A 12,539-nucleotide genomic window follows, 5' to 3' on the forward strand; every position below is an offset into this window, starting at 1 on the left:
GGACGCGCACACGTTCGGACGGTCACCGCGTGCTGTCGGTGCGTCCCGATAGGCTGAACGCATGACGCGAGCCGAGCAGCCAACGGCCCACACCCCGGCCCCCGACGACGCACTGGTGGCGGATTCCCGTGAGCGCGCCGTCCGCGCCCTGCTGCGCCGACCGCAGCTGAAGCGGCTGTGGAGCGCACAACTGGTGGGGGGCATCGGGGACACCCTCGCCCTCCTGGTCCTGGTCGTCCTCGTCCTGCAGGCGACGCTCGCCCAGGGCTCCTTCGGCGGCGGCTACCGGGGCGTGGCGTTCGCGGTGGCGATCGTCTTCGGGGCGCGGATCCTCGCGACCGTGCTCTTCGGCGCGGTCCTCCTCGGCCCGCTCACCTCGCTGACCTCCCAGGAGGGCCCGCTCGACCGGCGCTGGACCATGGCAGGCGCGGACGGGCTGCGGGCCGCGCTGCTGATCGTCGCGCCACTGTGGATCGACTGGACACCGGGCGACGCGCCGGCCGCCCTGTTGGTCACCGTCTTCGTGACCGGGATCGCCGAGCGCTTCTGGACGGTGTGCCGCGAGAGCGCCGCCCCCGCCCTGCTGCCCGCACCGCCCCCGGAGGGCGCCACCGTCCGGCCCCTGCCGGACCACATGGACGCCCTGCGCCGCCTGTCGCTGCGCACGAACTTCCTGGCGATCCCGCTGGCCGCCGCCGCACTGGTCGTCGCGTCCCTGTTCAACAACCTCCTGGGCACCGGCGTCGCCTGGTTCGACCAGCACCAGGCGGCGCTCGGCGCATACGTCGCGGCCGGTCTGTTCGCCGCGTCCCTGTCCGTGCTGACCTCCCTGGAACTGCCCGGCACCCGCACCCCGCGCGCGCGGTCCCCGCTGGAGGGGCTGCGCCGCCCGAGGACGGGCACCGGCGTCGACAAGGGCCGCACGGGGGCCGTTCCGCTGCTCGTGCTCGCCTCCGCCGCCGTCGCCGGGGCGATCGCCGCCGCGGTCTCCGTCTGCGTGCTGCACGCCGCGGACCTCGGCGGCGGCCCGGTCCTCTACGGGCTCGCGGTGCTCGCCCTGACCGGCGGGGTCGCCGTCGGCATCCGTACGGCACCCAGGGCGCTCGTGGCGCTGTCCCGGCGGCGGCTGCTGGCGCTGGCCATCGCCGTCACCGGCATCGCGCTGCTCGCCGCCGGACTCGTCCCGGACGTCACCACCGTCCTGCTGATCCTCGCCGTGGCCGGCGTGGGCGCGGGCATCGCCGCCAACACCGGGCACACCCTGCTCGACCAGGAGGCCGAGGACTACCGCCGGCCGCGCATGACCGAGCACCTGCACGCGGTGGTACGGGTCTTCGTCGCCCTGGGAGCCGTGCTCGCCCCGGTGGTCGCGGCCGGAATCGGCCCCCACCGGCTGGAGAACGGCCGGTTCGTGTTCGCGCACGGCGGCGCCGCCTTCACGCTGATGCTGGTCGGTGCGCTGCTGCTGCCGGTGGCCGCGCTGGTGCTGGCCAAGGTCGACGACCGCTCCGGCGTACCGCTGCGGCAGGACCTGGTCGACGCGCTGCGCGGCGACGATCCGGTGACGGCGCCCGCGGAGTCGGGTTTCTTCATCGCCCTGGAGGGCGGCGACGGCGCCGGGAAGTCCACCCAGGCCGAGGCGCTCGCCGAGTGGATCAGGTCCAAGGGACACGAGGTCGTGGTGACCCGCGAGCCGGGCGCGACACCGGTCGGCAAGCGGCTGCGGTCCATCCTGCTGGACGTGTCCTCGGCCGGCCTGTCGCACCGCTCGGAGGCCCTGCTGTACGCGGCCGACCGCGCGGAGCACGTCGACACGGTGGTGCGGCCGGCGCTGGAGCGCGGCGCCGTCGTGATCTCCGACCGGTACATCGACTCGTCGGTGGCCTACCAGGGCGCGGGCCGCGACCTGTCGCCGACGGAGATCGCCCGCATCAACCGCTGGGCGACGAACGGGCTCGTGCCCCATCTGACGGTCCTGCTGGACGTGTCACCGGACGTGGCCCGGGAGCGGTTCACCGAGGCGCCGGACCGGCTGGAGTCCGAGCCGGCGGAGTTCCACGCGCGCGTGCGCTCCGGCTTCCTCACCCTGGCCGCCGCCGACCCCGGCCGCTACCTCGTGGTGGACGCGGGCCAGGAGCCCGAAGCCGTCACGACCGTCGTGCGGCATCACCTCGACCAGATGCTGCCGCTGTCCGAGGCCGAGGTGAAGGCCCAGGAGGAGGCGCGGCGGCAGGCCGAGGAGGAGGCCCGCCGCAGGGCCGAGGAGGAGGCCCGCCGCAAGGCCGAGGAAGAACGCCTGGAGCGGGAGCGCCAGGAGCAGCTCGCCCGGATGCGCGCCGAGGAGGAGGAGCGCAAGCGGCGCGAACTGGAGGAGGCGCAGCGCCGCGAGGCCGAACGCCAGGCCGAGGAGGCCCGGCAGCGGGCCGAGGAAGCGCGCCGGCGCGCCGAGGAGGAGCGTGCCCGGCTGCTCGCGGAGGAGCAGGCCCGGGCGGAGGCCGAGGCCCGTCGCAAGGCCGAGGAGGAACGCCTGCGCCGGCAGGCCGAGGAGGAGGCCCGGCTGCGGGCCGAGGCCGAGGCGCTCCGCCTGGAGAAGCAACGGAAGGCCGAGGAGGCCCTGCTGCGGGCGGAGGAGGCCCGGCGGGCGGCCGAGCAGGCGGCTGCCGCCGCGCAGGCCGGTCCGCGCCGCTCGGCGCCTCCCGCCGCCCCTGCCACGCCGCCGGAGGCGGTGACCGTGCCGACGCCGGTGGTGACGCCGACGGACGCCGCCGGTGGCCCGGGGAACGCGCCGGGCGGCCCGGCGGACGAGACCGCGGTCCTGCGGCCGGTACGGGATGGCGAGCGGGGCGACCCCTCGGGAGAGGGCTCGGCCGAGGGCTCGGACGCCCCCCAGGAGTCCGGGTCCGTACCCGACTCCGAGGTCACGGCCGAACTGCCGCAGCCGACCGTGTCCCCGGCCGGCCCGCCGGCCGCGGGAACCCCCGGAGCGTCGGGAGTGCCGGGCGCGGCGGACGAGACGGCTGTCCTGCCGCAGGTCGGCTCCGGAGAACCCCCCGTCGGGGCGGCCGACGAGACCGCGGTGCTGCCCCCGGTGCGGTTCGACGACACCGCGGACGCGCCCCGTGCCCGGGGCGCCCAGGGTGCTCCGGACGCCCGGGAGGTCCGGGACGTCCGTGGCGGGGGCATCGCCGACCGGGTTCCGCCCGGGCTCTTCCGGGACGAGCGGCCGGCGGCCGCCCGGCCGGACGGTTCCGACGACCGTACGCGCGAGCTGCCGCAGATCGAGGCCGAGGGCGGCGCACCACGACGGCCGCGGCCGGACTGGGCCGAGGAGACGCCGCTGGACGACCTGCCCACGCTGGCGGACGAGCTGCTGGGACCGCACGAGTACCAGGAGAGCGGCGCGGCCGAGGAGGCGTACGAGGAGCCCGACGACGGCCGTGGGAACGGACGGGGCCGCGGACGCGGACGCGGTCGGCGGGGCTGACCCCGGCCCCTGCGGTGGGTCGCTCCGCCGGAACCGGCGCAGGGACTCTCCGCAGCCTCCGCGGGTCCCTCCATGCCGTCGCCGGCCTCTCGCCCGGTCGGCCGCCGGCCTCGTTGTCAGTGGCTGCCCGCACAATGGATCCCGGAGCACGAACCAGGACGGAAGGGCGGCGTGACCCATGAGCGTGTGGGACGACCTCGTCGGGCAGGAGCGGGTCAGCGAGCAGCTGGCCGCCGCCGCCCGCGACGCCGACGCCCTGGTCACGGCGGCCTCCGGTGACGCTCCGCCGCCGGAGGCGTCGAAGATGACGCACGCGTGGCTGTTCACCGGACCGCCCGGGGCCGGGATCACCCAGACGGCGCGGGCCTTCGCCGCCGCGTTGCAGTGCGTGAGCCCCGACCGCGCGCTCGGCGGCGCCCCCGGGTGCGGTTTCTGCGACGGCTGCCACACGGCGCTGGTCGGCACCCACGCCGACGTCAGCACGGTCGCCGCAGTCGGCGCCGAGATCCTGGTCAAGGACATGCGGGACACCGTGCGCAAGTCGTTCACCTCGCCGGCCAACGGCCGCTGGCAGGTGATTCTCGTCGAGGACGCCGAGCGGTTGAACGAGAAGTCTGCCAACGCCGTCCTGAAGGCCGTCGAGGAGCCCGCCCCGCGCACGGTCTGGCTGCTGTGCGCGCCCTCGGTCGAGGACGTCCTGCCCACCATCCGTTCGCGCTGCCGCCACCTGAATCTGCGCACGCCGTCGGTGGCCGCCGTCGCCGACATGCTCGTGCGGCGCGAGGGCGTGGAACCCGACGTGGCGGCCGCCGCCGCCCGCGCCACGCAGGGCCACGTGGACCGGGCCCGCCGCCTGGCCACCGACCCGGCCGCGCGCGAGCGCCGCGCCGCCGTCCTCAAGCTCCCGCTCCGCCTCGACGACATCGGCGGTTGTCTCAAGGCCGCCCAGGAGCTGGTCGACGCCGCGGCGGACGACGCCAAGGCGCTCGCCGAGGAGATGGACGCCAAGGAGACCGAGGAGCTGAAGGCGGCGCTGGGCGCGGCCCAGGGCGGCCGGCTGCCGCGCGGCACGGCGGGCGTGATGAAGGAGCTCGAGGAGAAGCAGAAGCGCCGCCGCACGCGTACGCAGCGCGACAGCCTCGACCTCGCCCTGACCGATCTCACCGCGCTGTACCGGGACGTTCTCGCCCTCCAGCTCGGCTCCCGTGTCGCGATCGCCAACGCGGACGTGGAGGACGTGCTGGGGCGCATCGCGCACGGCAGCTCCCCGGAGTCGACCCTGCGCCGGATAGAGGCGATCGCCGCCTGCCGCGACGCCCTCGACCGCAACGTGGCGCCGCTGCTGGCCGTGGAGGCGATGACGATGTCCCTGAGAGCCGGCTGACGGGTCAGGCCGACGGGTCCGGCTGACGGGTCAGGCCGACAGGCCCGGCCGACGGGTCCGGCCGGTGGGGGCCGGTCAGTGGGGGCCGGTCGCGCCATGCCGCCCCGCTCGGGCTGTCGCCGGCTTCACTCGTACGAGGCGCGACGCCTACGAAACGCGTTTGAACAGTCGCAGAGAGTTACGCTCGCCTGATGCACATCAGGCGCGCCCCCCGTCCGACCGGCCAGGCTCCCCGAGGCCCTCGTGGTTCCCGAGATTCCCGGAGCCTTCGAGGTTCCCAGGCCCCCCGACCCCCCGTCGCCACCCGCCCGGCCCGCGTGACCCGCCTGGCCCGCACAACCCGCGCGGGCGGCGTCTTCCTCGCGGCCGCCGCCCTGCTCGTCTCGGCCTGCACCTCCGCGAGCCCACAGCGCCGGTCCACCCCCGCGGCGAACACGGTCCTGGCCGCGCTGCCGCGCTCCACGCCCTCCGCCCTCGCGCCGTACTACGGCCAGAAGCTCACCTGGCGCGACTGTGGGGCCCCCGGATTCCAGTGCGCCACGCTGAAGGCGCCGCTCGACTACGCCGACCCGTCCGCGGGCGACATCCGCCTGGCCGTGGCCCGCAAGAAGGCCACGGGACCGGGCAGCCGCCTGGGCTCGCTGCTGGTCAACCCGGGTGGTCCGGGCGGCTCGGCCATCGACTACCTCCAGCAGTTCGCCGGTGTCGGCTACCCGGCGGAGATCCGCGCCCGCTACGACCTGGTGGCGATGGACCCGCGCGGGGTCGCCCGCAGTGAGCCCGTGGAGTGCCTCGACGACCGGAGCATGGACACCTTCACCAAGACCGACATCACCCCTGACGACCGCGCCGAGACCGACGCGCTCGTCGCCGAGTACCGGAGGTTCGCGGAGGGCTGCGGCGCCCACGACCCCCGGCTGCTGCGGCACGTCTCCACCGCGGAGGCGGCCCGCGACATGGACGTGCTCCGGGCGGTCCTCGGCGACCGGAGGCTGAACTACGTGGGGGCGTCGTACGGGACGTTCCTCGGCGCGACGTACGCCGGGCTGTTCCCGGGACGCGTGGGCCGTCTCGTCCTGGACGGCGCGATGGACCCGTCCCTGTCCGCGCGCGGGCTGAGCCTGGGCCAGACGGCGGGCTTCGAGACGGCCTTCCAGTCGTTCGCGAAGGACTGCGTGCGCCAGAGCGACTGCCCGCTCGGCGGGCCGGGCACCACTCCGGCACAGGCCGGCGACCACCTCGCGGCCTTCTTCCGCAAGCTGGACGCACACCCCGTGCCCACCGGAGACCCGGACGGCCGCCGCCTCGTCGAGGCGCTCGCCACGACCGGGGTCATCGCGGCGATGTACGACCAGGGGGCCTGGCCGCAGCTGCGCGCGGTACTGACGGCGGCGATGAAGAAGAACGACGGCGCGGGCCTGCTGGCCCTCTCCGACACCTACTACGAACGTGACACCCGCGGCCACTACAGCAACCTGATGTTCGCCAACGCCGCGGTGAACTGCCTGGACCTGCCCCCGGCCTTCTCCGGCCCGGCCGCGGTGGAGGAGTCCCTGCCCGCCTTCCGCAAGGCGTCCCCGGTCTTCGGCGACGGTCTGGCCTGGGCGTCCCTGAACTGCGCGTACTGGCCCGTGAAGCCCACCGGCGAGCCGCACCGCATCGAGGCGAAGGGCGCGGCCCCCATCGTGGTCGTCGGCACCACGCGCGACCCGGCCACCCCCTACCGCTGGGCGCAGTCCCTGGCCGCCCAGCTCTCCTCGGCCCGCCTGCTCACCTTCGTCGCCGACGGCCACACCGCCTACGGCCGAGGCAGCCGCTGCATCGACTCCGCCATCGACACCTACCTCCTCCACGGCACCCCGCCGGCCCAGGGAAAGCGCTGCTCGTAGCGCCCGGGTCCGCCCCACGCCCACCCCGTACCCGCCCCACTCCCGGCCCCGGAAGGCCCGCGCCGGGGCGGGTACGAAGCACCCCCGGAAACTGTGTAGACTTACCGACGTTGCCGATCGCACCATGGTGCGAGTAGCACGCCGCTTTAGCTCAGATGGCCAGAGCAACGCACTCGTAATGCGTAGGTCTCGGGTTCGAATCCCGAAAGCGGCTCAGTCGAAGGCCAGGTCACGTAGTACGTGACCTGGCCTTCTGGTTGTCGCGGGGGCTGTCGCGCGGATGAGGCGCGATGGCGGAGGCTCCTGCCCTTGCTCGGCCTCTGCTGGAGGCGCATGGAACCAGATCGACCTCGGCCACTTCGACGAACTGCTCGTCCAGGCGCGGCGCCTGCACCGCGCGCCGGACCCCCGGGGCCGCGTACGAGCTGCTGACGCGTGCCCAGCGTCGTCGTCGGTCGCCGATGCTCCCCATCACCAGCCACCGCTCCCTGATCCGGCCTGATCGACGACAGATCCGGTCTGATCGACGACAGATGCGGTCTGATCGACGACAGATCCAGTCTGATCGACGAGACACCCCCAGGGGCTGCCCCCGGCGGGTCAGGGGCAGATGGTGAGTACGCCGACCGGTACGAGGGGGAGCTGCATGAGGCGGGCGCAGTCGTCGTCGGAGGAGTGGGTGGGGGCCGAGGGCTTGCCGGGTGCGGCGGGATCGGAGGGGTGGGGGGTGTCCGGGGTGCCGGTGGTCGGCTCGTCGCCGTGGGTGCGGGCTCGTTCGGAGGGCGCCGTCGCCGCGTGGCGGCGGTCGGACGGGCCGTGGGCAGGGTGGCTCCCGGCGGCCGGCGTGCCGGGGGCGCGCAGGGTGACACGGCCGTGGCCGGTGCCCGTGGGCCCGGAGGGCCGCGCGGAGTGGGCCGGCGGCCGGATCTCGGCGGGCGGCGCCGCCGGAGGGGCCGTCGGGTCCGCCCCGGTGGTGTGACGGCGGGCCACCGCGTCCGCCGACGGCCCGCCCGTGGGACGGGCCAGGGTCCACAGCAGATATCCCACGGCGAGGACGACGACGGAGGCCAAGGCTCCCCACAGCAGCAGGGAGGGCGTGTTGTGCCGGTGGCCCCGCCCGCCGGCCGCGTGCCTGCCGTAGCGCCTGCGGAGCAGCTGGACGGCCGTGTTGGCCAGCTGCCACAGGACGAGGGAGACACCCACCAGCGGCAGCAGGAGGAAGAGGATCTGCACGCAGGCGGCCACCGTGCCCAGCACGGGGGTGTCGCTCGTGGTGGCGCTGGTCACGAGCGTGGTGGAGGTGGTCCACGCCGTGGTCACCATCTGGGGCAGCCGGAAGGCGATGATGCCGAGTTGCAGCACGAGGGCGGGCAGGACGGCGAGCACCCAGATCGTGACGACGACCTGCGGCCACCGCTTGAGGGCCTGGAGCCGCTCCTCCGGCGGGCGCCGCAGGATGGTGCGGCGCAGGATCGGACCGATGTACTTGAACAGGTCCGGGATGCCGACCAGGTCGGAGATGATGTAGTAGCCGTCGAAACGCAGCGTCGGCAGCAGCTGCTGGACGACTTCCAGGTTGATCAGCAGGATCGTCGCCAGCAGCAGCGGCGAGGGATCGCGCAGGTACAGCGCTGCCAGGCCGAGGATGAACAGGGCGTTGAAGTAGACGCCGCCCAGGTCGGTGCGCAGCCGTCCGGCCCGGCCCAGCCGGTAGGAGTTGGTGACGTCGGTGTAGAAGGCCGGCCACACCAGGTAGATGCCGCATCCCATGGCTCCGGGACGTACGTTCCCGTAGCGGCAGGCCGCGGCGTGGCCCATCTCGTGGAAGGCGGCGGAGGCCAGGGCCAGTCCCACCATGGTGAGGATGCCGCCCGGGTCGGTCATCACCCGGGTCATGGCGAGGCCGGTGTCCTGGCTGGCGAACAGCCAGATCTCGGTGGCCAGGAACGTGCCGACGACCAGGAGCACGACGAGCGGCCGGAACAGCCAGGCGAACAGCCCCGCGATGATCCAGGTGGCGCGTTCGGAGATCAGGGCGGCGCGGTGGCGGAGGCTGAGGATCGGGTGCTCGGCCTTGGCGAACTCGGCCAGGCTGCCGTCGCTTCGGGTGGTGATGCCCAGCGGGGCGAGCTTGTTGTCGAGCACGTAGGCGACGTGCTCGGCGGTGAAGTCACGGCCCGTGGTGCCGGTGAGCTCCCGGGCCACGTCGGCGAGGAGGCGCCCCGCGTCGCGGGACTTCGCCGCCCTGGCCTCGCGTGACGCGCCCGTCCCGGTGCGGAGCCGCTCCAGGGCCTTGGCCGTCTCGTAGAGCAGGTCGGGAAGGTGGATCACCTGCCCGTCGAAGCGGTGCACCAGGTGGGGCGGCCGACGGTATCCGGAACCGGTGAACTCGCCCACCAGCTCGGTGCCTTCGGTGAGCGCGGGCAGTGCCGCGGCGGGCGCGGGCGGGTCCAGCGTGAGTGCGTGCGTACTGATGGCGTCCTCCCCAAGTGATAGTTCTCCCGCCGGGCCCCTGGGGCGGCCGGGCCCGTGGGGTGCCGCGCCGCCCGCGACAGGGTGCGTCTCAGTGCGTCGTCACCGCGGCCGGTACGCAGGTCACGCTGGAACTGGGGTTGTTGGAGCCCAGACCCAGCGAACCGAGCAGGCCCGGCGTGCCGTCGACGCGCTCGGCCTGGCAGGCGTAGACGACCGTCGCCCCGCCGCCGTCGCCGTCCCCGCCGGGGAAGTTGTATGTCGGGTGATTGCTGTTGTCGACGCTGAGAAGCACGATGGACAGCAGTGCCCTGCCGGGAAGCAGTTCCGCGGTAAGGGCGTTGAGTTCCTCGTAGCCGATGTCAGACATGGCTTCCTTTCCTCATGCCGGAAAGCAGCGCCGTGGCACCCTGAGCCGAGGTGCCCGGTCACTGCAGGCGCTGAAAGCACACGTCCCGGTGAACAAGTTCGCTGATATGAGGCGGGCGGCCGGAGAGCGTGAGTCCCCGGCCGCCGCCGCAGCCGCTAGAAGACGGCCGTCGAACCCGGCACGCAGGTGAGACCCGAGCTGGGGTTGTTGGAGCCCAGGCCCAGGGCGCCGACGAGGCCCGGCGTGCCGTCGACACGCTGGGCCTGGCAGGCGTTCGCCACGATTCCGTTCTGGTCGCTGGCGGCGCCACCGTAGGCGGCAGCCGAGCTCGAGGAGCTCGAGCCGCCGTGACCGTCGCCGCTGCCACCCCAGTTGTTGAAGGGGACGACGGTGGACAGCACCGAGCGCTCCGGCAGCATCTCGCCGGTCAGGCCATCGAGCTCTTCGAAGCTGATCTTGGACACGGAATGCCTTTCTTTCGCTTTCCGCGGTGAGTTCCCGCTGTCGCGGGACCGCACCAGCAGTTGGACACCGTGACCAACGGAAGGGGAGCGAGACGGGTACGGAAATCCCCTGCTGTTCACCCGGCATGAGCAAAGTGGCTGCCGAACGGGTGAAGTACGGGCTGCGGAACGCCGGATCAGGCGGCAAATCGCATCAATAATTCCGGCCGGGCGTTCCATATGTTCGGGTGAGCGGAGCGGTCGCCCGTATGGCTCAATTGGTGTGCTCATCGTCCCAATTCCCTTGATAAGTCTGGCAGTGCGTGCGGCGGGTGCTGTGCGCGCACCATGACCTGAAAGGGAGACTCATGTCTGCCATCAGCTTTGCGGAACTCGACGCCCTGACCGGTGAGCTGCTGCCGGAGCGGTCCGTACTGTCCACCCTGAACCCCATGGGCGTGATGGGCGGCCACGGCGGGGGCTCGAGCTCCAGCAGCTCCAGCAGCGCCTCGGCGGTCTCCGGCGGGGGCGGGGGCCATCACGGTGCCCTGGTGAGCTCGGCCTGCCAGGCCGTCTCCGGTCACCACTCGTCCACGCTGACGTGCGTGCCCGCGACGACCGTGGTCTTCTAGCCCGGGGCCCGGCGAGCAGACTGCTTTCCGTTCTGTCGGCGGGCGGCGGGCGGCGGGCGGCGGGCGGCGGGGGCGATGCGGCCCCACCGCCCGCCGCAGGCGCCCTCCGACGCCTTTTCGCGTACCCGAGCAGAATCCCCGTCGTTGCACCACACAAGGGCTTCTGTCCGCCCTTCTGGTATCCGCGCGGTCAGCGCGGCCGGCTCCCCGACCCTGGGAAATCGTCATGTGTACGCGACAATCCGTGCCGGACCCGGAAAAGGCCTCGGCCCCGATGGCGGAAGTGCCCCATGTGACCGAGGGAACCGAGCTGGTGGGCGAGTTCGAGGGTTCCGGGTATCGCACCCCGCCCCAGCTCGTTCACCGCTTCGACGGCCAGGTCGTCCAGCTCCCGCCCCTCCTCTACGAGGCGGTGAAGGCACTCAAGACGCGGCAGGACGCGGGCGGGGACACGCCGGACGGCCTGCGGCCGCTGTCCCGCACGGCCGAGGATCTCAGCAGGAGCACCGGCCGGAGATTCACCGCGGACCACGTGGCCTTCCTGCTCGACCAGAAGCTGGCTCCGCTGGGCATCACCACCTACAGCGACGGTTCGCCGCCGGACGTTCCGAGGGCCGACCCGTTCCTCGGGCTGCGCTTCCGCGCCGTCGTGCTTCCCGAGCGGGCCACCTGGGTCCTCAGCGGGCTCTTCGCCTGGCTGTTCCGGCCCGTCGTCCTCGTGGTGGCCCTCACCGCGCTCGCGATCAGCGAGATCTGGACCTTCGCCACCCGCAGTCCGGGCCTCGCGCTGGCGCAGGTCATGACCGATCCGACGAGCGTGCTGCTCGTGGCGCTGCTGACCCTGGCCTCGTCCGCCTTCCACGAGGTGGGGCACGCGGCGGCCTGCCGGTACGGCGGGGTGCGCCCCGGGCACATGGGGTGCGGCGTCTACGTGGTGTGGCCGGCCTTCTACACCGACGTCACCAACTCCTACCGGCTGGGCCGCGGCGGGCGTATCCGGACCGACCTGGGCGGTGTGTACTTCAACGGGCTGTTCGTCATCGCCCTCGTCGTGCTGTACGCGCGCACCGGATCCCCGGTGCTGCTGGTGAGCGTGCTGGCGACCAACCTGGAGATGATGCAGCAGCTGCTGCCCACGCTCCGCTTCGACGGGTACTACATCATCGCGGACCTCGTCGGCATCCCCGACCTCTTCAAGTACATCGGCCCGATCCTCAAGCGGGCCGTTCTGAGGCGGCCGCCGGACCGGAGGCTCGACGCCCTCAAGCGGTGGCCGCAGCTCGTGATCACCGCCTGGGTGCTGACCGTGCTGCCGGTGCTGGCGATCCAGCTCGGCGTCGTCGTCGTGCGGATGCCCGAGCTGGCGACCACCGCCTGGTACACCGTCGTCTCCCTGGTCGCGGGCGCGGCCGCGGGCGGCACTCCGGTCCTGGCGGTGGCCTCCGCCGCCGTCCAGATCCTGTTCCTGCTGCTGCCGCTGGCCGGCGCCGTGCTCGTCCTGTGGCAGCTGCTGAGCCTGGCCGGCCGGCTCCTGCTCCGGCGGCGCCGGAGGGGCCGGGGCGACCGAGACGACCGAGACGGCCGAGACGACCGAGACGACCAAGACGACCAAGACGACCGGGAAGCGGCGACGTCCCTCGAGCCAGGCTCCCGGATGCCGGTGCCGCTGGTCCTGGGCGGGCTGGCCGTCTCCACGGTGCTGGCCCTCGGAGGTGTCGCCCCGGCGCGTGGCCCGAGGCCGACCGCGTCGCTGCGCGGCCGGAGCCACCTCAAGGGCGACGAGTGCGGGGGCCAGGAGACGAACGTGCGGATGGGCGTCGGACCCGCGTGATCCCGAGCGCCGCCGGAGCTTTCGGCGGCGCGTG

8 protein-coding genes and 1 tRNA gene are annotated in these 12,539 nt (G+C 73.6%); 6 read left to right on the forward strand and 3 right to left on the reverse strand.

Going from position 1 to position 12,539, the window contains the following annotated elements:
- Positions 1–61: 61 nt before the first annotated feature.
- The 4 genes from tmk (at position 62) to ABZ484_RS09010 (ending at position 6,971) form a co-directional block, all read left to right on the forward strand.
- Positions 62–3,484, forward strand: a complete 3,423-nt coding sequence (gene tmk, locus ABZ484_RS08995) for a dTMP kinase (RefSeq protein ID WP_358865211.1) — start codon at positions 62–64, stop codon at positions 3,482–3,484.
- Positions 3,485–3,662: 178 nt separating this feature from the next.
- Complete coding sequence (locus ABZ484_RS09000) at positions 3,663–4,868, forward strand: DNA polymerase III subunit delta' (RefSeq protein ID WP_358865212.1); 1,206 nt, start codon at positions 3,663–3,665, stop codon at positions 4,866–4,868.
- A 317-nt stretch (positions 4,869–5,185) separates the two neighbouring features.
- Positions 5,186–6,757 (forward strand): alpha/beta hydrolase, encoded by a 1,572-nt coding sequence (locus ABZ484_RS09005; RefSeq protein ID WP_358865213.1) that lies wholly within the window; start codon positions 5,186–5,188, stop codon positions 6,755–6,757.
- 140 nt (positions 6,758–6,897) lie between these two features.
- Positions 6,898–6,971 (forward strand) — tRNA-Thr (locus ABZ484_RS09010).
- A gap of 386 nt (positions 6,972–7,357) precedes the next feature.
- Here the strand turns inward: ABZ484_RS09010 and ABZ484_RS09015 are convergent.
- The 3 genes from ABZ484_RS09015 to ABZ484_RS09025 all read right to left on the reverse strand — a co-directional run bounded on the left by ABZ484_RS09015 (position 7,358) and on the right by ABZ484_RS09025 (position 10,063).
- Complete coding sequence (locus ABZ484_RS09015) at positions 7,358–9,154, reverse strand: hypothetical protein (RefSeq protein WP_358865214.1); 1,797 nt, start codon at positions 9,152–9,154, stop codon at positions 7,358–7,360.
- A gap of 166 nt (positions 9,155–9,320) precedes the next feature.
- On the reverse strand, positions 9,321–9,599 hold the full coding sequence (locus tag ABZ484_RS09020; protein ID WP_358865215.1) for a hypothetical protein: 279 nt from the start codon (positions 9,597–9,599) through the stop codon (positions 9,321–9,323).
- 155 nt (positions 9,600–9,754) lie between these two features.
- A complete protein-coding gene (locus ABZ484_RS09025) occupies positions 9,755–10,063 on the reverse strand; it encodes a hypothetical protein (protein ID WP_358865216.1) in 309 nt (102 codons plus the stop codon).
- Positions 10,064–10,410: 347 nt separating this feature from the next.
- On the opposite strand from ABZ484_RS09025, the gene ABZ484_RS09030 reads away from it, so the two are divergent.
- The gene (locus tag ABZ484_RS09030) at positions 10,411–10,674 is read left to right on the forward strand and encodes a hypothetical protein (protein ID WP_358865217.1); all 264 of its coding nucleotides are present in this window, start codon (positions 10,411–10,413) and stop codon (positions 10,672–10,674) included.
- A gap of 292 nt (positions 10,675–10,966) precedes the next feature.
- Positions 10,967–12,505, forward strand: coding sequence for a hypothetical protein (locus tag ABZ484_RS09035; protein ID WP_358865218.1), 1,539 nt, complete (start codon positions 10,967–10,969; stop codon positions 12,503–12,505).
- The last annotated feature ends 34 nt before the right edge of the window (positions 12,506–12,539 follow it).

It is taken from the genome of Streptomyces sp. NPDC006393 (assembly GCF_040628575.1).
Taxonomy (GTDB): domain Bacteria; phylum Actinomycetota; class Actinomycetes; order Streptomycetales; family Streptomycetaceae; genus Streptomyces.